General features: G+C 71.6%; 19 protein-coding genes and 1 pseudogene. 2 read left to right on the forward strand and 18 right to left on the reverse strand.

What is annotated here, in order from left to right:
- The 13 genes and pseudogenes from RIM90_RS17315 to RIM90_RS17375 form a co-directional block, all read right to left on the reverse strand.
- Positions 1–122 (reverse strand): annotated as a pseudogene (locus RIM90_RS17315) (elongation factor P); the annotation flags it as partial.
- Positions 123–184: 62 nt separating this feature from the next.
- Positions 185–1,291, reverse strand: coding sequence for an aminopeptidase P family protein (locus tag RIM90_RS17320; protein ID WP_309061613.1), 1,107 nt, complete (start codon positions 1,289–1,291; stop codon positions 185–187).
- 124 nt (positions 1,292–1,415) lie between these two features.
- Positions 1,416–2,279: a Pro-rich N-terminal domain-containing protein gene (locus RIM90_RS17325; RefSeq protein ID WP_309061614.1), complete on the reverse strand. Its 864-nt coding sequence runs from the start codon at positions 2,277–2,279 to the stop codon at positions 1,416–1,418.
- Between the two features lie 228 nt (positions 2,280–2,507).
- On the reverse strand, positions 2,508–3,602 hold the full coding sequence (gene aroB, locus RIM90_RS17330) for a 3-dehydroquinate synthase (RefSeq protein ID WP_309061615.1): 1,095 nt from the start codon (positions 3,600–3,602) through the stop codon (positions 2,508–2,510).
- Positions 3,599–4,114: a shikimate kinase gene (locus tag RIM90_RS17335; protein WP_309061616.1), complete on the reverse strand. Its 516-nt coding sequence runs from the start codon at positions 4,112–4,114 to the stop codon at positions 3,599–3,601. The genes aroB and RIM90_RS17335 overlap by 4 nt, the downstream gene beginning before the upstream one ends.
- Positions 4,111–5,295 carry a chorismate synthase gene (gene aroC, locus RIM90_RS17340; protein ID WP_309061617.1) on the reverse strand — a complete coding sequence of 395 codons (1,185 nt, stop codon included), beginning with the start codon at positions 5,293–5,295 and terminating at the stop codon, positions 4,111–4,113. The genes RIM90_RS17335 and aroC overlap by 4 nt, the downstream gene beginning before the upstream one ends.
- 180 nt (positions 5,296–5,475) lie before the next feature.
- Complete coding sequence (locus tag RIM90_RS17345; protein ID WP_309061618.1) at positions 5,476–5,844, reverse strand: hypothetical protein; 369 nt, start codon at positions 5,842–5,844, stop codon at positions 5,476–5,478.
- Positions 5,845–5,896: 52 nt separating this feature from the next.
- Entirely contained in the window at positions 5,897–6,724 is an 828-nt protein-coding gene (locus RIM90_RS17350; protein WP_309061619.1) for a shikimate dehydrogenase, read from the reverse strand.
- Positions 6,724–8,388, reverse strand: coding sequence for an endolytic transglycosylase MltG (gene mltG, locus RIM90_RS17355; RefSeq protein WP_309061620.1), 1,665 nt, complete (start codon positions 8,386–8,388; stop codon positions 6,724–6,726). Before mltG ends, RIM90_RS17350 begins: the two co-directional genes overlap by 1 nt.
- 126 nt (positions 8,389–8,514) lie before the next feature.
- The gene (ruvX, locus tag RIM90_RS17360) at positions 8,515–8,979 is read right to left on the reverse strand and encodes a Holliday junction resolvase RuvX (protein ID WP_309061621.1); all 465 of its coding nucleotides are present in this window, start codon (positions 8,977–8,979) and stop codon (positions 8,515–8,517) included.
- Positions 8,980–8,990: 11 nt separating this feature from the next.
- Positions 8,991–11,663: an alanine--tRNA ligase gene (gene alaS / locus RIM90_RS17365; protein ID WP_309061622.1), complete on the reverse strand. Its 2,673-nt coding sequence runs from the start codon at positions 11,661–11,663 to the stop codon at positions 8,991–8,993.
- Positions 11,663–12,046: a hypothetical protein gene (locus RIM90_RS17370; protein WP_309061623.1), complete on the reverse strand. Its 384-nt coding sequence runs from the start codon at positions 12,044–12,046 to the stop codon at positions 11,663–11,665. Before RIM90_RS17370 ends, alaS begins: the two co-directional genes overlap by 1 nt.
- A 6-nt stretch (positions 12,047–12,052) precedes the next feature.
- Entirely contained in the window at positions 12,053–12,505 is a 453-nt protein-coding gene (locus RIM90_RS17375; RefSeq protein WP_309061624.1) for a DUF948 domain-containing protein, read from the reverse strand.
- 155 nt (positions 12,506–12,660) lie between these two features.
- On the opposite strand from RIM90_RS17375, the gene RIM90_RS17380 reads away from it, so the two are divergent.
- Complete coding sequence (locus RIM90_RS17380) at positions 12,661–14,820, forward strand: regulator (RefSeq protein WP_309061625.1); 2,160 nt, start codon at positions 12,661–12,663, stop codon at positions 14,818–14,820.
- A 21-nt stretch (positions 14,821–14,841) separates the two neighbouring features.
- Here RIM90_RS17380 and rpsD read toward each other — a convergent pair whose 3' ends face one another.
- From rpsD to RIM90_RS17405, 5 genes are all read right to left on the reverse strand, one after another.
- Positions 14,842–15,456, reverse strand: coding sequence for a 30S ribosomal protein S4 (gene rpsD / locus RIM90_RS17385; protein ID WP_309061626.1), 615 nt, complete (start codon positions 15,454–15,456; stop codon positions 14,842–14,844).
- Positions 15,457–15,801: 345 nt separating this feature from the next.
- On the reverse strand, positions 15,802–17,157 hold the full coding sequence (locus RIM90_RS17390; protein ID WP_309061627.1) for a replication-associated recombination protein A: 1,356 nt from the start codon (positions 17,155–17,157) through the stop codon (positions 15,802–15,804).
- A gap of 43 nt (positions 17,158–17,200) precedes the next feature.
- A complete protein-coding gene (locus RIM90_RS17395; protein WP_309061628.1) occupies positions 17,201–17,866 on the reverse strand; it encodes a vitamin K epoxide reductase family protein in 666 nt (221 codons plus the stop codon).
- 254 nt (positions 17,867–18,120) lie between these two features.
- Positions 18,121–19,383, reverse strand: a complete 1,263-nt coding sequence (gene hisS, locus RIM90_RS17400) for a histidine--tRNA ligase (protein ID WP_309061629.1) — start codon at positions 19,381–19,383, stop codon at positions 18,121–18,123.
- 12 nt (positions 19,384–19,395) lie between these two features.
- A complete protein-coding gene (locus RIM90_RS17405) occupies positions 19,396–20,103 on the reverse strand; it encodes an MBL fold metallo-hydrolase (protein ID WP_309061630.1) in 708 nt (235 codons plus the stop codon).
- 184 nt (positions 20,104–20,287) lie between these two features.
- Between RIM90_RS17405 and RIM90_RS17410 the strand changes: the two genes are divergently transcribed.
- Complete coding sequence (locus RIM90_RS17410; protein ID WP_309061631.1) at positions 20,288–21,109, forward strand: peptidylprolyl isomerase; 822 nt, start codon at positions 20,288–20,290, stop codon at positions 21,107–21,109.
- Positions 21,110–21,136 lie beyond the last annotated feature (27 nt).

Here is a 21,136-nt window from a genome sequence, read left to right on the forward strand (position 1 = left end):
TTGGTGCGCACGAAGGCCGGGCCCTTGCCGGGCTTGACGTGCTGGAACTCGACGACGGACCAGAGCTGGCCGCCTTCGAGCTTGAGCACCATGCCGTTCTTGAGGTCGTTCGTGGAAGCCACGGTTGAGGAATCTCCTGGACTGGACTGACGTGGACGACCCCGGGGCGGCGCACAGCGCGAGGCTAGAGCGCGAGCAGCTCCTTGGTCGTGATGGTGAGTAGCTCGGGTCCGCCGTCCGCCTCGGGGCGTACGACGAGCGTGTCATCGATCCGGACACCACCCCGGCCCGGGAGGTGGACCCCCGGTTCGACGGTGACCGGCACGCAAGCGTCCAGTTTACCCATGGCCGCGGGGGTCAGCCGAGGGTCCTCGTCGATTTCGAGTCCGACGCCGTGCCCCGTGAGGGCGGGGAGGGCGTCGGCGTACCCGGCGGAATCCAGCACGTGGCGCGTCGCGCGGTCCACGTCGCGGCAGGCGGCGCCCGGTACCAGGGACTCCCGTCCGGCGCGCTGGGCGGAGAAGACGAGGTCGTACAGTTCGATCTGCCAGTCCGCGGGGGCCGTGCCGATGACGAAGGTACGGCCGATCTCGCAGCGGTAGCCCCGGTAGGCGGCGCCGAGGCAGACGGAGAGGAAGTCGCCCTCCTCGACGCGGCGGTCGGTGGGCCGGTGACCGCGCCGCCCGGCGTTCGGGCCGGTGGCGACGGAGGTGGGGAAGGCGGGGCCGTCGGCGCCGTGGTCGACGAGGCGGCGCTCCAGCTCCAGGGCGAGGTGGCGTTCGGTTCGGCCGACCAGGATGGACTCCAGCAGCTCGCCGAGGGCCTGGTCGGCGATCTCCGCGCCGATGCGCAGGCAGGAGATCTCCTCCTCGTCCTTGACCACCCGGAGCTGCTCGACCGCGCAGCCGGCGTCGGCCAGGCGCAGCCGGGGGGCGACCGAGCGGATGGCGCGGTGCCGGGTCACGGTGAGGTGGTGCTCCTCGACGGCGAGGGACTCGGCGCCCTGGGCGGCGGCGAGACCGGCCGCCGTGACGGCGGCGTCACCGCCGGCCGGGGTCACGACGTGCACGCGCAGCGCCTCGTCGGGCCGGACCTGCGGGGAGCGGTCGTCGGGCGGCCCGGCACACACCAGCACGTCCTCGGTCCTGCCCAGCAGCAGCACGGCGCCCTCGGGAGCGGTACCCGCGAGGTAGCGCACGTTGGCGGGCCGGGACACCAGCGCCGCCGCGCTGCCGCCCGCGTTGCAGCATTCCCGTACCCGCGTCCGGCGGACCGCGTACACCTCTGACATGACCCGAGCCTATGAGCGGCGGCCGGATACCGCCGGTCGGGAGGTCCGAGTGGGCGTCGCCGCCCGCGCCGCGTCGGCCGCCCCGTGCCGCGGGCGGCCGGGCCGGTGGTCCGGGGCCCCGGTCTCACCAGGCCGGCGGGCTCGCGATCGACCTGGCCAGGACGTCGTCCAGGATCCGCGCCGTCTCCGGTACGTCGAGCTGGGAGTTGTCGATGATCGGGAGCCCCGAGCCGTACCAGCCGGCCATGCGGCCGTGGATGCGGGCGACCTCCTCGTCGCTGAGGCGGCGGTTGCCGGAACGTTCCGCGTTGCGTTCCAGGACGATGTCCAGGCCCGGCAGGAGGACGACCGGCAGCAGGCCGGGGCCCACGTGCCGTTTCCAGCCGCCGAGGCCGACGGCCGGACGGTCGGGGAAGACGGCGTCGTCGAGGATGCACGAGATGCCGTTGGCGAGGAAGTTGCGCGCGGCGAAGCCGCAGGTGCGGCGGGCCAGGCGGTACTGGGCCTCGGAGTTGTCGTTCCACCCCGACTGCGGGTCGGCGAAGCCCGAGCGCACCCACTCGCGTACGTCGTCGAGGCTGATGTGCGCGGTCGGGACCCGGCGGTGGTCCGCCCAGTACTTGGCCACGCTGGTCTTCCCGGCGCCCGCGGGTCCGATGAGCAGCACGGCGATGGCCGTGGCGGCCGGGTCGGGGGGAGCGGCGGCCTGCGGGGCGCTGGGCATGGCGACGGGGCCGCCGGGCGGCAGCGGCACATGGCCGGTGGTGTCCGGCGGCGGGGGCACCGAGGCGTGCTGCGGGCCCGCGGGGGGCGGGGTGGGCCCGGGCGGAGGCGCGGGGTAGCCCGGTGCCGGAGGCGGCACGGGGGCGGGTCCCTGGTGCCCTCCCGGGTGCCGGCCCGGGTGGTGTGCGGCCGGTGACCAGCCGACGGCCGGTCCGTGCCCCGGCTGGTGGGGCGGCGGCAGCGGTGAACCCACTGCGTGCTGCATCCGGTGCCACTCCGTCTCGTTCTTCGGGGCTCGGTTCACCTCCGGGGCGCTTCAGCCCCTTCGGTTCACCCGCCGCAGGCGATGGGCGCTGACAGCAGGGGGTACCCCCCGCGTGCTACCGAACGGTACCGCCCCCGGCCGTCGTTGTGTGAACGGCCGGGGGCGGTGATGAGTGCCCGTCACGGCGAGCCGGTGGCCGGCGCGTCGGGTGAACGCGGATCCCCGGGGCTACTCCCCCACCTCGCCGTACGCGGCGAGCAGGACGGCCGGGTCCGGTCCCTCCAGCACGGTGGGCCTGGCGAGACCGTCGAGGACGATGAAGCGCAGCAGGTCGCCGCGGGACTTCTTGTCGACCTTCATGTTCTCCAGCAGCTTGGGCCACTGGTCGTAGCGGTAGTGCAGCGGCAGGCCGACCGACTCGAGGATCGTGCGGTGGCGGTCCGCGGTCGCGTCGTCGAGACGGCCCGCCAGGCGGCCCAGTTCGGCGGCGAAGTGCATGCCCACCGACACCGCCGCGCCGTGACGCCACTTGTAGCGCTCGTTCTTCTCGATGGCGTGGCCCAGCGTGTGACCGTAGTTGAGGATCTCCCGGAGGCCCGACTCCTTCAGGTCGGAGGAGACCACGTCGGCCTTGACCCGGATGGACCGCTCGATGAGCTCGGCGGTGTGCGGGCCGGCGGGGGTGCGGGCGGCCTGCGGGTCGGCCTCGATGAGGTCCAGGATCACGGGGTCGGCGATGAAGCCGGCCTTGATGACCTCCGCCAGCCCCGAGACGTAGTCGTTGACCGGGAGGGAGTCCAGCGCGGCCAGGTCGCACAGCACGCCGGCGGGCGGGTGGAAGGCCCCCACCAGGTTCTTGCCCTCGGCGGTGTTGATGCCGGTCTTGCCGCCGACGGCCGCGTCCACCATGGCCAGCACGGTGGTCGGGATCGCGATCCAGCGCACGCCGCGCAGCCAGGTGGCGGCCACGAACCCGGCCAGGTCGGTGGTCGCGCCGCCGCCCACGCCGACGATGACGTCGGTGCGGGTGAACCCGGACTGCCCGAGCGCCTTCCAGCAGTAGGCGGCGACCTCCGCGGTCTTGGCCTCCTCCGCGTTGGGCACCTGGACGGCGATCGCCTCGTAACCCTGCTCGGCCAGGTCGGCGCGCAGGGCGTCGCCGGTCTCGGCCAGCGCCTCGGGGTGCACGATCGCCACCCGCTTGGCCCTGGTGCCGATCAGCCCGGCCAGCTCGCCCAGGAGCCGGCGGCCCACCAGGACGTCGTAGGGATCGGTGCCCGCCGTGCCGCCGACGTGGATCCGGGTCACTGCCTCGCTGTTCATGCTTCTTTCAACTCCAGTGCGTCCAGGGCGGCTTCGGCGACCTCTTCGGGCGTGCGGCCGTCCGTGGGCACGACGGCCGTGGCGACCTCCTCGTACAGGTGCCGCCGGGCCTCCATCAGCTCGCGCCACTGCTTGCGCGGGTTGACCGCGAGCAGCGGCCGGGCGACGCCCAGGCCGGTGCGTCTGACCGCCTCCTCGACGTCCATCGACAGGTAGACGACCCGCTGCCCGGCGAGCAGCGCGCGCGTGTCCGCGTCGAGGATCGCGCCGCCGCCCAGCGCCAGGACGCCGTCGTGCCCGGTGAGCGCGGTGCGCACCGCGCGCTTCTCGATCGCCCGGAAGGCGTCCTCGCCCTCGTCGACGAAGATGTCGGCGATGCTGCGGCCCTCACCGGCGACGATGTCCTCGTCGGTGTCCCGGTAGCCGACGCCCAGCCGCTCGGCCAGCAGCTGCCCGACGGTGGACTTGCCCACGCCCATCGGGCCGACCAGCACGATCACCGGTGAGCTCATCGGATGGCCAGGTTGTCGAGGTACGACGTCACGTTGCGGCGGGTCTCGGTGACGCTGTCGCCGCCGAACTTCTCCGCGACCGCGTCCGCGAGGACGAGGGCGACCATCGCCTCGGCGACGATGCCGGCGGCCGGTACGGCGCACACGTCGGAGCGCTGGTGGTGGGCCGCGGCCTCCTCGCCGGTGGCGACGTCCACGGTCTTCAGTGCCCGCGGCACGGTCGCGATCGGCTTCATCGCCGCCCGTACGCGCAGCAGTTCGCCGGTGGACAGGCCGCCCTCCGTGCCGCCGGAGCGGCCGGAGGCGCGCTTGATGCCCTCGTCGGTGGCGAGGATCTCGTCGTGCGCCCGGGAACCGGGCACCCGCGCCAGGTCGAAGCCGTCGCCGACCTCGACGCCCTTGATCGCCTGGATGCCCATGAGCGCGGCGGCGAGCCGGGCGTCCAGACGCCGGTCCCAGTGCACGTGCGAGCCGAGGCCCACCGGCACGCCGTACGCCAGGACCTCCACGACGCCACCGAGGGTGTCGCCGTCCTTGTGGGCCTGGTCGATCTGGGCGACCATCGCCTTCGAGGCGTCCGCGTCGAAGCAGCGCACCGGGTCCGCGTCCAGCTTCGCCACGTCGGCCGGGGTCGGGTACACGCCGTACGGCGCCTTGGCCGCGGCCAGTTCGACGACGTGGCTGACGATCTCGATGCCGGCGGTCTCCTTCAGGTACGACCGGGCCACCGCGCCCAGCGCCACCCGGGCCGCGGTCTCCCGCGCGGACGCCCGCTCCAGCACCGGACGGGCCTCGTCGAAGCCGTACTTCTGCATGCCGGCGAGGTCGGCGTGACCGGGGCGGGGCCGGGTCAGCGGCGCGTTGCGGGCGAGGCCGGACAGCACCTCGGGGTCGACCGGGTCGGCCGCCATGACCTGCTCCCACTTCGGCCACTCGGTGTTGCCCACCATGATCGCGACCGGGGAACCGAGGGTGAGGCCGTGCCGGACACCGCCGAGGAAGGTGACCTCGTCCTGCTCGAACTTCATCCGGGCACCGCGTCCATAGCCCAGCCGTCGCCTCGCCAGGTGGTCCGCCACCATCTCCGTGGTGATCGGCACGCCGGCGGGAAGGCCCTCCAGCGTCGCGACGAGTGCGGGACCGTGGGACTCCCCCGCGGTCAGCCAGCGCAACCTGCTCAACGGTGCTCCTCCGTGCTCGCGCCCCGATATGCCTGTGTACGCGTCTCCTCGCGTACGGCTGCGGCGTGACGGGGTGCGCGGCCCCGGTCCGCCGTCTCCGATCCTCCCACGTCCGGGCCGCGGACCCGGCCGCCGGTCCATCAGACGGACGGGCGGGGAACGGGCCGGGCGGCCGGGTCATCAGGCCGGGCCGTCGCCCTGCCGCCGCTGCCGGGGCGCGTAGGCGCCGAGGAAGTCGGCTCCGCTCTCCTGCTGCCGGGGAGCGTACGGGCCGAGGTGATCGGCTCCGCTGCCCTGCTGCGGCGGCGCGTACCGCCCCAGGTGGTCGGCCCCGCTCCCCTGCCCGTACCGGGCCGCCGCGTGGACCGGCTGCCCGGCGCGGACGGCGCGCCGGTACGCGATCCTGCGCTTGGTCTTGACGCCCCAGGACGCCAGGACGGCGAGCACGACCAGGGCCAGCACCGTGATCTGCACCCAGTCGGGCAGGAAGCCCAGCACGGACTCGAATATCTGGGACTTCACCGACGCCGACGGCATGGCTGCGGACATGGAACGCGTACCCCTCCCCCTGTTCCGCCCCCTGCGGAACCGAAGGTGGATCCTAGCGGGCGGCCAGAGCCCGCTCGCCCGCTTTTCGCATGGCCTCCAGCGGGGCCGGCGCCCGCCCCGTCATCTGCTCGACCTGGAGCACGGCCTGGTGCACCAGCAGGTCGAGCCCGCCGACCACGGCACCGCCGTACGCCGACCAGCGGGCCGCGAGGACGGTCGGCCAGGGGTCGTAGAGCACGTCGAAGAGGGCCGCCGGGCGTTCCGGGACCGACCGGGCGAGGGTGTCGGTGACGCCCGCCGGGGTCGTGGTGACGACCAGCGGGGCGTGCAGCGCCTGCTCGGCGTCGTCCCAGTCGGCGATCCGCACCGTCACGTCGAGCCGCTCGGCCCACTGCCGCATCTCGGCGGCGCGGGCCTCGCTGCGGACGTAGACGGCGACCTCGCCCGTGCAGATCCGCGCGAGCGCGGCGAGCGCCGAGGACGCGGTGGCGCCCGCGCCGAGGATCGCGGCGGTGTCCACCTTGTCGATGCCGTGCTCGCGCAGGGCGGCGACCATGCCGGGGATGTCGGTGTTGTCACCGGTGCGGCGGCCGTCCTGGGCGAAGACGACGGTGTTGACCGCGTCGACCGAGGCTGCGGTGTCGCTGATCGAGTCCAGCAGCGGGATCACGGCCCGCTTCAGGGGCATGGTCAGCGACAGCCCCGCCCACTCGGGACCGAGCGTCTCGAAGAACCCCGGCAGCGCCTTCTCGTCGACCTCGAAGCGGTCGTACGTCCAGCCGTCGAGCCCCAGTTCGACGTAGGCGGCGCGGTGCAGCACCGGGGAGAGGGAGTGCGCGATCGGGGAGCCGAGTACGGCGGCGCGGCGGGGTGCGGCCATCAGTTCCCCCTCGAGGCGTTCCACTTGTCGACCAGCTTCTGGTGCTCGGCGTTGGTCTTGGTGAACTCGCTCGTCTTCCCGTCGAGCGAGATGAAGTAGAACCAGCCGCCGTCCGTGGGGTCGAGCGCGCCCTTGACCGCGTCCTCGCCGGGGTTGCTGATCGGTCCGGGCGGCAGGCCCTTGTAGTAGTACGTGTTGTACGGGTTGTCGTAGTTCCTGAGCTCGCTGAGGCTCAGGTCGATCTCGCTCTGGTTCTTGACGTAGTTGTACGTCGAGTCGAACTCCAGCATGCCGTTGGTCTCGGTGTTGCCGGGTTCGAGGCGGTTGTAGATGACCTCGGCCATCTTGCGGAAGTCGCTGTGGCTGGTGCCCTCGGCCTGGACGAGGCTGGCGACGGTGACCAGCTGCCAGGGGTTCTCCAGCCCGAGACTCTCGGCCTTCTCCTCGACGCCGAGCTTCTCGTAGGTCGCGGTGGCCTGAGCGACCATGCGCTTGAGGACGTCCTCGGGCTTCTGTCCCTTGGACACGCCGTAGCTGGACGGGAAGAGGAAGCCCTCCAGCGGGTCCTTGACGTTCTCGTGGTCCTGCGCCCAGTCCGGCAGACCGAGCTTCTCCCAGTCCTCCTTGGCGACCTTGGCGGTGGTGCCTTTCTCGACCTCGAGACGCTGGTCGATGAGCTCGTAGATGGCGGCGTTGCGCTTGCCCTCGGCGATGACCAGGTTGTTGCGGCTCTTCGGACTGAGCATGAGGGCGACCGCGCTCTCGGCCGACATCTCCTTCTCCAGCGTGTAGACGCCGTCCTGGATCGTCTTGCCCTGGGGGTTGCTCGCCTGGGCCGCGACGAAGGCGTCGACGCTCTTGACCACGCCTTCCTTCTTCAGCACCTGACCGATGACGTATCCGGTGGCGCCCTTGGGGATCGTGACGCTCACCTGCCGGCCGTTGCCGTCCCCCGCGAAGTCCGGGGCGCTGCCGAAACGATCCTGGTAGAACTGGTACCCGAAATACCCGATGCCGCCGATGCCGCCGCCGAGGACCAGGACCACCACGAGGCAGGCGACGCCGTTGCGCCGTTTCTTCTCCTTGCCGCCCCTGCCCCGGCGCTCGCCGCGCCCGCGGCGGTCGCCCGGCTCGTCGTCGTGGTCGCCGTCGTCGTCCCCGCCTCCCGCGAAAAAGGCGTGTTCACCCTGGTCGGGGCCCGGGTCCCAGTCGGTCTGCGGCTCGGGGTCGGCGCGTCGGCGGCCGGGCGGCTCGGGCGGCGGGTAGGCGTCGGGGGTGCCGTAGTGGTCGGCCTGCTCCCCGCCGTACGCCCCGGTCTGCTGCCCGTACGGGTCCGCCGGACCGGCGGCGTACGGATCCTGCGGGGGCGTGCCGACGGGCCAGCCGTTCTGGTCGTACTGCTGCTGAGGGGCGTACTGCTGGTCGTACTGCGGGTACTGCTGCTGCCCGTAACCGCCTTGATCGGCGGCGCCCCAGTCGCCGTACTGCTGCTGCGCCTGCGGCTCCTGCGGATGGTGCTGCGGCCGGCCGTCGTAAGGGGACTGCTGGCCCGGGTGAGCCTGCTGACCCTGCTGGGCCTGCTGTCCTCCCCATCCGTCGTCCCCGTACAACGGGTCGTCCGGATGCCACGGTTCGGAGCCTGGGCCCCGGCCATACTCAGTCATCGATCCCCTAGAGCCGCGAGGCGGCGGTCGCCCGGCCACCTCACGGCCCCGGCTTCCGTCCCGCCTCTCTTTGTGCGGCAGCTGTTCGAACACCGCCGCATCGCGCGGAACGTTACCGTATCGCGATCAGACAACCACTTCGACGCCCTCGCCGGGTGGTTCGTCTGACACCCGTTCGGATTCCAGCGCTTGCTGAAGGATGATCACAGCGGCGGCCTGGTCGATGACGGAGCGTCCCTTCCTGGACTTCACGCCGGAGGCGCGCAGGCCCTGGCTCGCCGTCACGGTCGTCATGCGTTCGTCGACCAGCCGGACGGGGACGGGAGCGATGCCCCTGGCCAGCTGCTGTGCGAAGCCGCGGACCTTGGCCGCGGCCGGGCCCTCGCCCCCCTTGAGGGAGCGAGGGAGACCGACGACGACCTCGATCGGCTCGTACTCCTCGACGAGCTGCTTCAGCCGCCGGTGGGCCGCCGGGACGTCACGGCCGGGGACGGTCTCGACCGGGGTGGCGAGGATCCCGTCGGGGTCGCACGAGGCGACCCCGATCCGGGCGTCCCCGACGTCGATCGCGAGCCGGCGTCCTCTGCGCATGGCTTTCGGCCTTACTTCGCGGTGTCGGCGACGAGCCGCTCGACGGCGTCGACGGCCTCGCCGATGGCGGCGGGGTTCTGGCCGCCGCCCTGGGCGACGTCCGGCTTGCCGCCACCGCCGCCGCCGAGCGTCTTGGCGGCGGTGCGCACCAGGTCACCGGCCTTGAGTCCGCGCTCACGGGCGGCCTCGTTGGTGGCGATGACCGTGAGCGGCTTGCCGTTGACCGTGGTGAACAGGGCGACCACGGCGGCCCGTCCGCCCTGGATACGGCCGCGCACGTCGAGGACCAGCTTGCGCAGGTCGTCGGCGGTGGTGCCGTCCGGGACCCGCCCGGTCACGACGGCGACACCACGGACGTCCTTGGCGGACTCGGCGAGACCGGCGGCGGCCTGGAGCACCTTCTCGGCGCGGAACTTCTCGATCTCCTTCTCGGCTTCCCTGAGCCTGCCGAGCATGGCGGAGACCTTCTCCGGCAGCTCCTCCGAGCGGCCCTTCAGCAGCTCGGTGAGCTGGTTGACGACCGTGTGCTCGCGGGCGAGGAAGTGGTAGGCGTCCACGCCGACCAGGGCCTCGATACGGCGCACACCGGAGCCGATGGAGGACTCGCCGAGCAGCTTCACCAGACCGAGCTGGGCGGTGTTGTGCACGTGGGTGCCGCCGCACAGCTCCTTGGAGAAGTCGCCGATGGTGACCACGCGGACGCGCTCGCCGTACTTCTCGCCGAACTCGGCGATGGCGCCCTGCTTCCTGGCCTCGTCGATGCCCATGATGTCGGCGCGCACGTCGAGGTCACGGGCGAGCACCTCGTTGATCTTCTGCTCGACGTCGGTCATGACCGTCTGCGGCACGGCGGACGGCGAGCCGAAGTCGAAGCGGAAGCGGCCGGGCTGGTTCTCGGAGCCGGCCTGGGCGGCCGTCGGGCCGAGGGCGTCGCGCAGGGCCTGGTGGGTGAGGTGGGTGGCCGAGTGGGCGCGGGCGATGGCCTTGCGGCGCCGGTCGTCGATGGCGGCGTGGGCCTTGGCGCCCACGGTGACCTCACCGACCTGGACGACGCCCTTGTGGACGTAGACGCCGGGAACCGGCTTCTGGCAGTCGCGCACCTCGATGACGGCGCCGGTGTCGGCCTTGATCCGGCCGGTGTCGCCGATCTGGCCGCCGCCCTCGGCGTAGAAGGGGGTGCGGTCGAGGACGATCTCGACCTCGTCGCCCTCGGTGGCGGCCGGCGAGGAGACACCGTCGACGAGGATGCCGACGACGGTGGACTCGCCCTCGGTGTCGGTGTAACCGATGAAGTCGGTGGCCCCGGCCCGGTCGGCGATCTCGCGGTAGGCACCGAGGTCGGCGTGGCCGGTCTTCTTGGCCTGGGCGTCGGCCTTGGCGCGCTCCCGCTGCTCCTTCATCAGGCGGCGGAAGCCCTCCTCGTCCACGGACAGCCCCTGCTCGGCGGCCATCTCCAGGGTGAGGTCGATCGGGAAGCCCCAGGTGTCGTGCAGCAGGAAGGCCTTGTCGCCGGGCAGGACGGTGGAGCCCGCGGCCTTGGTCTCGCTGACGGCGGTGTCGAGGATGTTGGTGCCGGCCTTCAGCGTCTTGAGGAAGGCGTTCTCCTCGGCGAGGGCGACCTTCTCGATCCGCTCGCGGTCGGTGATCAGCTCGGGATACTGCTGACCCATCATGCCGATGACGACGTCGATCAGGTCCTTGACGACCGGGCCGGTGGCGCCGAGCAGCCGCATGTTGCGGATGGCGCGGCGCATGATGCGGCGCAGCACGTAGCCGCGGCCCTCGTTGCCGGGCGTGACGCCGTCGCCGATGAGCATGGTGGCGGTGCGCATGTGGTCGGTGACCACGCGCAGGGAGACGTCCGAGGCGTGGGCGTCGCCGTAGCGGACGCCGGTCAGTTCGGTGGCCTTGTCGATGACGGCCATGGAGGTGTCGATCTCGTACATGTTCTGCACGCCCTGCAGAATCATGGCGAGCCGCTCCAGGCCGAGGCCGGTGTCGATGTTCTTGCTCGGCAGGTCCCCGAGGATCTCGAAGTCGTCCTTGCCGGTGCCCTCGCCCCGCTCGTACTGCATGAAGACGAGGTTCCAGATCTCCACGTACCGCTCGTCGTTGACGGCGGGGCCGCCCTCGGCGCCGAACTCGGGACCGCGGTCGTAGTTGATCTCGGAGCAGGGGCCGCACGGGCCGGGCACGCCCATGGACCAGAAGTTGTCCTTCTTGCCGAGCCGCTGGATGCGCTCCTTGGGCACGCCGACGACCTCGTGCCAGATCCGCTCGGCCTCGTCGTCGTCCTGGTAGACGGTGATCCACAGCCGCTCGGGGTCGAGGCCGTAACCGCCCTTGTCCTGGGGTGTGGTGAGCAGCTCCCAGGCGAGCTTGACGGCACCTTCCTTGAAGTAGTCGCCGAAGGAGAAGTTGCCGCACATCTGGAAGAAGGTGCCGTGCCGGGTGGTCTTGCCGACCTCCTCGATGTCCGGCGTGCGCACGCACTTCTGCACGCTGGTGGCGCGGGCGAAGGGCGGCTTGACCTCGCCCAGGAAGTAGGGCTTGAAGGGCACCATGCCGGCCGGGACGAGCAGCAGAGTCGGGTCGTCCGCGATGAGCGACGCCGAAGGGACGACGGTGTGCCCGCGCTCCTCGAAGAAGCTCAGCCAGCGGCGGCGGATCTCGGCCGACTCCATCAGTGGTCCTCATTCCGGTTGTACGGGTACGTCTTGTACGTCGGTTTGTACGCCGGCTCGTGTGCCGATCCCTCGACGTACGTGGGGCTGTTGCGGTTCTCGATGACGGCGTACCGCCGCGGCGGGGGGAGTTCGCGGTCGACGGGGGCGGTGAGCCCGAGCGCGTCGCCCAGTTCGGCCTCCCGCTGGGCCATGTTGTCGCGGACCTCGAGCGCGAAGTCCACCGCGCGGTCCCTGAGCCGGCCGCCGGCCTCGATCGCCTTGTTCGCCGCGGTCACGGCGAGGTTCTCGGGCGTCAGCTGCTTGAGCTTGCGGTTCACCTTGGTGGTGGCCCACACGCCGGCGGCGACGCCGGTGGTGAACCAGAACGTACGGCGGAACATCGCGGGTCAGTCCCTCTTTCCCCGGGTGCGCTTCTCCCGCCGCGCGCCCGGCACGGCGCGGCCCACGATCACGGTGCGCCTCGGCGCCTTGGCCGGGGCGTCCTCCTTGCGGCCGCTGACGGCCCGGCGGACGCCGTAGCCGAAGGCGGCGACCTTGACGAGCGGACCGCCGAAGGTGGAGGCCACGGTGGTCGACAGCGCGGAGGCGTTGGAGGTGACCTCCTGGACGTCGGAGGCGATCGCGTCGACCCGTTCGATCTGGGTCTGCGCGGAGCGCACCGCCGCGGAGGCGTCGGCCAGCAGCGGGACGGCCTGGTCGGTCACGTCCGCCACGAGCCTGGTGGTCGCCCTGAGCGTCTGGGCCAGCCTCGCGAGAGCCACCGCGAGGAAGGAGACCAGGATCGCCCAGAAGACCGCCACCAGGATTCCGGCCACCTCTCCACCGGACACTGTGTGCACCCGCTCCCTGAAAACGTGCCTGAACATCGAGAAAGTCGTGTCACCGAGCCTATCGCGCCGGTGATGGGAGTCCGTACCGGATTACCGTCCGGCACCGGTGGAGTTGTGCGAAGCGATTGTACGGAGTGAATACGCTTCAGTACGCTGCGTGTCCCATGCGGGACCTTCGGCACGTTTCCACGCCGGGACACGGCAACCTGCCCCTGGAGCCGGACCCCTTCGTGGGACGCTCCGCGGAGCTGGCCGAGCTGTCCCGGGCGCTCGGCGCCTCACGTCTGGTGACGGTGACCGGGGTGGGCGGGGTCGGCAAGTCGCGCCTGGCCGCCCGCGCCGCCGCGCGGTGCGCGCCCCGGGACGGGGCGTGGCGGGTGGAACTGGCTCCGGTCAGGGACCCGGAGTTCGTGGACCACGCCGTCGTGGAGGCCCTGGGACTGACGGACCACACCACCCGGTCGCCGTGCGAGACACTGCTCGGTCATCTCGCCGGGCGCCGGGTCCTGCTGGTGCTGGACGGGTTCGAGCACCTGGTGGACGCCTGCGCCTCCCTGGTGGCCGAGCTGCTGCGCCGGGCGCCGGGTCTGCGGGTGCTCGCCGTGGGGCGGCGGGCCCTGTCCGTCGCCGGGGAGACGCTGTTCCCGCTGTCCCCGCTGAGCGAGGACGAGGCGGTGGCGCTGCTGGAGGTACGTGCGGGACAGCACGGGGTGCCCGCCGGGGACGGCCGCGAGGCGCGGGCACTGTGCCGGCGGCTGGACGGGCTGCCGCTCGCGATCGAGCTGGCCGCGGGGCGGCTGGGGACGCTGTCCCCGGGGCAGCTGCTGGAACGGCTCGACGACCGGTTCCGGCTGCTGACCGGCGGCTGCCGGGACGCCCTGCCCCGGCACCGCACGCTGCGCACGGCGATCGGCTGGAGCCACGAACTGTGCACGGCCGAGGAGCGGTTGCTGTGGGCGCGGCTGTCGGTGTTCGCGGGACGGTTCGACCTGGAGGCCGCCGAGTACGTGTGCGGCGGGAACGGTCTGCCCGCCGGCGACGTCCTCGACGTGCTGTCCGCGCTGCTCGCGCAGTCGGTGCTGACGCGCGAGGAGACGGCGGCGGGTGTGCGTTACCGGATGCTGGACACGCTGCGCGCGTACGGTGCCGAATGGCTGGAGGCCGCGGGCGACGCGGAGCGGATCGGGCGGCGGCACCGGGACTGGTACGTGGGCCTGGCCACCTGGTGCGAGCTGGACTGGTTCTCGCCGCGGCAGGGCGAGATCGCCGCGCGCATGGAGGCGGAGCTGCCGAATCTGCGCCGTGCCCTGGAGCTGGCTCTGGCCGATCCGGAGGAGGCGCACCTGGGGCAGTTCCTCGCGGGCTCGCTGTGGTTCTACTGGGTCGGCTGCGGACGGCTGTCGGAGGGACGGCACTGGCTGGAGCAGGCGGTCCGGCTGGATTCCGGCCATGAGCAGTCGCGGCTCAAGGCCCTGTGGGTGCTGGGTTACGTGGCGATCCTGCAGGGCGACACGGTGCCCGCGCTGGCGGCGCTCCAGGAGTGCCGCCAGGAGGCGGAACGGGTCGCGAGCGACAAGGCGCTGGCGTACGCCGAGCACCGCACCGGCTGTCTGGCCCTCGTCACGGACGACATGCCGCGCGCGGAAACGCTGCTGCGTTCGGCGCTGGACCGCTACGGGAGGATCGGCGAGCTCAACAGCAATGTCCTGATGGGCCAGGTGGAACTGGCGATGGCACGTGCCTTCCAGGGTGATCTGCCGGAGGCGGTGCGGCTGTGCGAGGACGTGCGCCGGGTCTGCGACGACCACGGTGAGCGGTGGGCCCGCACCTACGCCCTCTACGTCCTGGCGTACGCGGCCTGGGGCGAGGGCGAGCCGGGCAGGGCGCGGAAGCTGCTGACGGACTGCCTGGAGGGGGCCCACGCCTTCCGCGACCTGCTCGGTGCCGTGCTGTCGCTGGAGCTGCTGGCGCTGGTCACGGTGACGGAGGGGGAAGCGGCCGAGGCGGCGGTGCTCCAGGGTGCGGCGGACCGGATGTGGCCCTCGGTGGGGCTGCCGCTGTTCGGTTCGGCCCACTACAACGTGCCGCACGAGCTGTGCGAGGCACGGGCCCGGGAGTGCCTCGGCGACGAGGGGTACGAGGAGCGCCGGCGGGCGGGGACACGGCTCGGCCGGGACGAGGCGGTCCACCGGGCGCTGCGGCGGCCCGGGACGCCGGCCGCCGCGCCCGCGCCGCCCGGTCCGGTGCGGCAGGCGAGCGCGGGTGCCCCCACGCACGAGCCCGCCGCCTCGCCCACCCGGAAGGGCGGGGAGACGGCGGGCTGAGGTACCGCGTGCCTGCTGGGGTCAGCGGGCGTAGTACTCGACGACGAGCTGCTCGTCGCAGACCACCGGGATCTCCTTGCGGTTCGGCTCACGGTCCAGGCGGAACGCCAGGGCCTTGAGGTTCACCTGGAGGTAGCGCGGGATCTCACCGTCGGGGGCGAAGCCACCCTCACGGGCGATCGTGAAGAGGGTCTTCTCCTTGGAGCGGTCGCGGACCTGCACGACGTCGTCCGGGCGGACACGGAAGGAGGGCTTGTCGACCTTCTTGCCGTTGACCTGGATGTGGCCGTGGGTGACCATCTGGCGGGCCTGGTAGATCGTGCGGGCGATGCCCGAACGCAGGACCAGCGCGTCGAGACGACGCTCCAGCTCGATGATCAGGGCCTCACCGGTCTTGCCCTGGACCTTGGAGGCACGCTCGTAGGCGCGGACCAGCTGGCGCTCGGAGACGTCGTACTGCGCGCGCAGACGCTGCTTCTCCAGCAGACGGACCTTGTAGTCCGAGTTCTGCTTGCGGCCACGGCCGTGCTCACCGGGCGGGTAGGGACGGGCCTCGAAGTACTTGACGGCCTTCGGGGTCAGCGCGATGCCGAGGGCACGCGACTTCTTGACCTTGGGGCGGGACTGGTTCGCCATGGAACCGACACCTCGTGTTTTCTGTGCGAATACGGCTTCACCAGGGTTAGGGGAGGTCGCATCCGCAGCCGGGGAAACCCCGCGGGTCCTCGACAAGGACCTGCCGGGCAGCCGCTCCCCTGGTCTGGGCACATACGTGCAGCACGCGAGTGGCCCACCGACCGCTCCCGGGTTCCGGGTGGTGGTGGGCTGCCCGCGACACCGTTCGCCGGTGCGCGACGCTCCTGGAGATCCCGCCGCCTCGCGGCAGTGGGGCTCCGGCTGGATGTCCCGCTCTGGTGGTGCCGGCTCCCCTTGCGGGGTCCGGACACGGGACGCAGCACTCCGGGGAATTCTACAGGGTGGTCAGGACCGCTTCCGACCGAGGTGCTTCCTGGTCCACTCCACGGTGTCCGCGTACCGGGCCTCGGCGCCGTGCCGGGTGGGTTCGTAGTACTGGCGGTCCTTGAGGGCGTCCGGGGCGTACTGCTGCGCGGCGATGCCCTCGGGCAGGTCGTGGGGGTAGACGTACCCCTGGGCGTGCCCCAGTTTGGCCGCGCCCTTGTAGTGCCCGTCGCGCAGGTGCGGCGGCACGGGTCCGGCCAGTCCCTTGCGCACGTCCTCGAGGGCGGCGCCGATCGCGGTGGTGGCCGCGTTGGACTTGGGCGCCAGGGCGAGGGCGATGGTGGCGTGGCTGAGCGTGAGGGCGGCCTCGGGGAAGCCGATCATGGCCACGGCCTGGGCGGCGGCGACCGCGATCGGCAGGGCGTTCGGATCGGCGAGGCCGATGTCCTCGCTGGCGGAGATCATCAGGCGGCGGGCGATGAAGCGGGGGTCCTCGCCGGCCTCGATCATCCGGGCCAGGTAGTGCAGGGCGGCGTCCACGTCGGAGCCGCGGATGGACTTGATCAGGGCGCTGGCGACGTCGTAGTGCTGGTCGCCGTCGCGGTCGTACTTCACCGCGGCCCGGTCGACCGTCTCCTCCAGGGTGGTCAGGGCGATCTCCGCCTCGCCCTTGTCGAGCGCGGCCCCGGCGGCGGCCTCCAGGGCGGTCAGCGCGCGGCGGGCGTCGCCGCCGGCGATGCGCAGGAGGTGGCTCTCGGTGTCCTCGGGGAGGGTGACGGCGCCGTTCAGGCCGCGCTCGTCGGTGAGGGCCCGCTTCAGCAGGTCCCGGATGTCGTCGTCGGTGAGGGGTTCGAGCGTGAGCAGGAGGGACCGGGACAACAGCGGGGAGATGACCGAGAAGTAGGGGTTCTCGGTGGTCGCGGCGATCAGGGTGACCCAGCGGTTCTCCACGGCGGGGAGCAGGGAGTCCTGCTGGGCCTTGCTGAAGCGGTGGATCTCGTCGAGGAAGAGGACGGTCTCCTGGCCGTATCCGCCGGAGGCGCGGCGGGCGCCGTCGATGACCGCGCGGACCTCCTTGACGCCCGCCGTGATCGCCGAGAGTTCGACGAAGCGCTTGTTGGTGGCCTTGGAGACGACGTAGGCCAGGGTCGTCTTGCCGGTCCCGGGCGGTCCCCACAGGATCACCGAGGACGGCCCCGCGGGGCCCGAGGCGCCCTCGCCGACCAGTCTGCGCAGGGGTGAGCCCGGCTTCAGCAGGTGCTGCTGGCCCACCACCTCGTCGAGGGTGCGCGGGCGCATCCGGACCGCCAGGGGGCTGCCGGCCGGGTCCTTCTCCTGGCGTTCTTCTGCTGCGGCGGTGAACAGGTCGGGCTCCACGCTGAAACCCTAAAGGACCGCGCCGACAGCGCGGAGTGCGCGGTCAGCCGGTCCAGAAGTCCCACCAGCGGGTCAGGACCAGCATCCCGATGATGCCGATGTGCAGGACCGGCGGGACCCAGGTGAACTCGCCGAAGAAGCTCTTCAGCCAGCCGGGGGCGGGCAGGAACCCCTTGCGGACGTTGAACGACGTCACGTACCAGAACATGATGATCGTGGCGACCCAGGCCAGGCAGCACCACAGGCACAGGGCGTTGATCCGGTACAGGGACTGGAACATCAGCCAGGCGCAGAAGACGGTGCCGAAGAGCGTGCCGGCGTTGAAGGTGAGCCAGTACCAGCGCGGGAAGCGGGCCCCGGCGAGCAGGCTCATGCCGACGCAGACGACGATGCCGTAGGTGACGAGGCCGAGGATCGGGTTGGGGAACCCGAAGACGGAGGCCTGGTCGCTCTCCATCACGCTGCCGCAGGAGACGACGGGGTTCAGGCTGCACCCGGGCGTGAACGTCTCGCCCTTGACCTTGGCCTCGAGCAGCTTGAACTTGTCGAGCGTGATCACCCACGCGGCGAGCACACCGGCCGCGCCGGTGATCACCAGGAGCAGGGCGAGGGCCCGGCTCGCGCCCTCCGGTCGCGGCGCGGCGGCGTGCTCCGGCGAGGGGGAGGATCCGGGCTCCATGGCGACGTCCTTGACTGTCGTCTTGCTCATCACGCCGATTCCGTCACTAGAGAGTGTGGACCTGCTTCGGGCAGGGCCATTGTGCCGCACGGGGCCGCGGATCCGCCGTTCGCCGGGCATAAGGGCATACGGACGCTCCCCCGTGAGCGTTCGGTTTCGGCCGACGTGTGTGGCACGACCGCACACGCGCTCCATCCGGAAACCCCGGAAGGGCGATGTGGTGTGTGCGGAGTTGACGAAGGCGCCGGACCCCCCCCGGGGCGTCCGGCGCCTTGGACGCCGTGTCAGCCGAGCCGTGACTCCAGTTCCGCGACGATCTCGTTCACTCCGACCGCCGTCTGCTCGCCGGACTCCATGTCCTTGAGCTGGACGACTCCCTCGGCGAGGTCGCGTTCGCCCAGCACCAGGGCATAGCGGGCGCCTGACCGGTTGGCGGCCTTCATCGCGGCCTTCAGGCCCCTGCCGCCGTAGGAGAAGTCGGCGGCGACGCCGTTCTTGCGCAGCTCGGTGACCTTCGCGAACAGCACCCGGCGGGCCTCCTCGCCGAGCGCGACCGCGAACACGCTGGTGGTGGCGGGCAGTTCGAGCTCGACGCCCTCCGCCTCCAGGGCCAGCACGGTCCGGTCGACGCCGAGGGCCCAGCCGACGGACGGCAGCGCGGGGCCGCCGATCATCTCGGACAGGCCGTCGTAGCGGCCGCCGCCGCCCACCGCCGACTGCGAGCCGAGACCGTCGTGGACGAACTCGAAGGTGGTGCGCGTGTAGTAGTCCAGGCCGCGCACCAGCTTGGGGTCGTCCTCGAAGGCCACTCCCGCGGCGGTGATCAGTTCACGGACCTCCTCGTGGTACGCCTTGCAGGCGTCGCAGAGGTAGTCGCGCAGCAGGGGGGCGCCCGTCAGCTGCTTCTGCACCGACTCGCGCTTGTCGTCCAGGACGCGCAGCGGGTTGATCTCCGCGCGGCGCAGGGTGTCCTCGTCGAGGTCCAAACCGCGCAGGAAGTCCTGCAGCGCGGCCCGGTACACCGGGCGGCACTCCTTGTCGCCCAGCGAGTTCAGCAGGATGCGGAAGTCGCTCAGGCCCAGCGAGCGGTAGGCCTGGTCGGCCAGGATGATCAGCTCGGCGTCGAGGGCCGGATCCTCCGCGCCGATCGCCTCGGCGCCCACCTGCGAGAAGTGGCGGTAGCGGCCCTTCTGGGGGCGCTCGTAGCGGTAGTACGAGCCGGAGTACCAGAGCTTGACCGGGAGGTTGCCCGCCTTGTGCAGGTTGGCCTCCAGCGCGGCGCGCAGCACGGAGGCCGTGCCCTCGGGGCGCAGGGCGAGCTTGTCGCCGCCCTTGGTCTCGAAGGCGTACATCTCCTTGGTCACGATGTCGGTGGACTCACCGACACCGCGCGCGAACAGCTCGACGTTCTCGAAACCGGGGGTCTCGATGTAGCCGTAGCCGGAGTTGCGCAGGGGCGCGGCGATCGCCTCGCGGACCGCGAGGAACTTCGCGGAGTCGGGCGGCAGCAGGTCGTACGTGCCCTTGGGGGCCTTGAAGGTGCTCACGGAAGTCTCTCGTCACATTCCTCGTCGGGGAGCCTCCTGGGCTCCCAGGCCGGCGGCCACCTGCCGCAGATAGGGGTTGGTGGCGCGCTCCTGGCCGATGGTCGTGTACTCGTTGTGACCGGGCAGCACCACGGTTGCGTCGTCGAGCGGCAGGACCACGCGGGCCAGGGACTCGAGCATGTCGTCCATGGAGCCACCGGGAAAGTCGGTGCGTCCGATGGAGCCGGCGAACAGCAGGTCGCCCGAGAAGAGGACCGGCGGGATGTCCGCCGCCTCGGGCAGGCCGAAGGTCACCGACCCCTTGGTATGGCCCGGCGCGTGCGCGACCGTCAGCTCCAGGCCCGCCAGCTCCAGCTTCGTGCCGTCGGCCAGCTCACGGACGTCGTCCGGCTCCCCGACGGTCAGCTGACCCATGAGCGGCATGCCGATGGTGCGGCCGATCCCCTTCTCGGGGTCGCTCATCATGTACCGGTCCTCGGGGTGGATCCAGGCCGGTACGTCGTGCGCTCCGCAGACCGGGACGACCGAGGCCACGTGGTCGATGTGGCCGTGGGTGAGGACGACGGCGACGGGCTTGAGCCGATGTTTCTTCAGTGCTTCCTCGACTCCGGGGGCCGCCTCGTGGCCCGGGTCGATGATCACGCACTCCTCACCGGCGGCGGGGGCGACGAGATAACAGTTCGTCCCCCAGGCCCCGGCGGGGAACCCGGCAATGAGCACGATCGTCCTTCGTTTGTGTCGGTACGGGAGGCTTGCGACGGGACTGCGTCCGTGGTCAGAGCCTACCGGCGCTGCCGATTCCTCAGCGAACCCATATACGGTACGGGGCACACGCAGGCGGTCGGCTCACCGCACGCACGCACGCGTACCGGCCGGCACACGAGACGCATGAGGAGAGAACCCGGTGGTCAGCCAGGAACAGCGGCGGCGTCAGCTCGCCCGGGAGAAGTTCTTGCGGCAGCAGCAGCGGCGCACCGAGGCCCGGCGCAAGTCGCGGACCCGCAACTCGGTGATCGCTTCCGTGCTCGGTGTGGTCCTGATCGGCAGCGTCGCGCTGTACACGACCGGGGCGCTCGAGCAGGACGACGACCAGGCCAACGCGAACGCGGAGGCCACCCCGAGCGCCTCGGCGCCGAGCAAGGCGCCGGACCCGTGCGACAAGCCCGCGGAGGGCAAGCCGAAGTCGGAGACCTGGAAGAAGGAGCCGGCGATGTCCATCGACAAGTCGGCGAAGTACACCCTGAAGCTCGACACGACCTGCGGCGAGATCGACGTGGCGCTGAAGGCGTCGGCGGCGCCGCACACCGTCAACTCCTTCGACTTCCTCGCCGGCAAGGGCTACTTCGACCACACCAAGTGCCACCGGCTGACCACCAACGGCATCTACGTGCTGCAGTGCGGCGACCCGACGGGCACCGGCACCGGCGGCCCCGGCTACACGATCCCGGACGAGAACCTGAAGGACAAAAGCCTGAAGGACAACATCTACCCGGCGGGCACGGTCGCGATGGCCAACACCGGGCAGAAGAACAGTGGCGGCAGCCAGTTCTTCCTCGTGTACCAGGACAGTCAGCTCCCGCCCAGCTACACACCGTTCGGCACCGTCTCGGAGGCCGGCATGAAGGTGCTGAAGAAGATCGCCGACGCCGGGGAGAACACCGGGGCGGGCGACGGGGCGCCCAACGCGACGGTCGTCATCGACAAGGCGACCGTCACCGAATCCTGACCCCCAACTGCGAAATTTCGGTCGCGC

It is taken from the genome of Streptomyces sp. (assembly GCF_031181555.1).
GTDB lineage: Bacteria > Actinomycetota > Actinomycetes > Streptomycetales > Streptomycetaceae > Streptomyces > Streptomyces fimbriatus.

Coding starts and splice junctions, on each gene's coding strand:
- ruvX (WP_309061621.1), bottom strand. CDS start 8,979: ATGCGCAGAGGACGCCGGCTCGCGATCGACGTCGGGGACGCCCGGATC.
- RIM90_RS17320 (WP_309061613.1), bottom strand. CDS start 1,291: ATGTCAGAGGTGTACGCGGTCCGCCGGACGCGGGTACGGGAATGCTGC.
- RIM90_RS17325 (WP_309061614.1), bottom strand. CDS start 2,279: ATGCAGCACGCAGTGGGTTCACCGCTGCCGCCGCCCCACCAGCCGGGG.
- aroB (WP_309061615.1), bottom strand. CDS start 3,602: ATGAACAGCGAGGCAGTGACCCGGATCCACGTCGGCGGCACGGCGGGC.
- RIM90_RS17370 (WP_309061623.1), bottom strand. CDS start 12,046: ATGTTCCGCCGTACGTTCTGGTTCACCACCGGCGTCGCCGCCGGCGTG.
- RIM90_RS17335 (WP_309061616.1), bottom strand. CDS start 4,114: ATGAGCTCACCGGTGATCGTGCTGGTCGGCCCGATGGGCGTGGGCAAG.
- RIM90_RS17380 (WP_309061625.1), top strand. CDS start 12,661: ATGCGGGACCTTCGGCACGTTTCCACGCCGGGACACGGCAACCTGCCC.
- RIM90_RS17345 (WP_309061618.1), bottom strand. CDS start 5,844: ATGTCCGCAGCCATGCCGTCGGCGTCGGTGAAGTCCCAGATATTCGAG.
- RIM90_RS17395 (WP_309061628.1), bottom strand. CDS start 17,866: ATGAGCAAGACGACAGTCAAGGACGTCGCCATGGAGCCCGGATCCTCC.
- rpsD (WP_309061626.1), bottom strand. CDS start 15,456: ATGGCGAACCAGTCCCGCCCCAAGGTCAAGAAGTCGCGTGCCCTCGGC.
- mltG (WP_309061620.1), bottom strand. CDS start 8,388: ATGACTGAGTATGGCCGGGGCCCAGGCTCCGAACCGTGGCATCCGGAC.
- alaS (WP_309061622.1), bottom strand. CDS start 11,663: ATGGAGTCGGCCGAGATCCGCCGCCGCTGGCTGAGCTTCTTCGAGGAG.
- RIM90_RS17350 (WP_309061619.1), bottom strand. CDS start 6,724: ATGGCCGCACCCCGCCGCGCCGCCGTACTCGGCTCCCCGATCGCGCAC.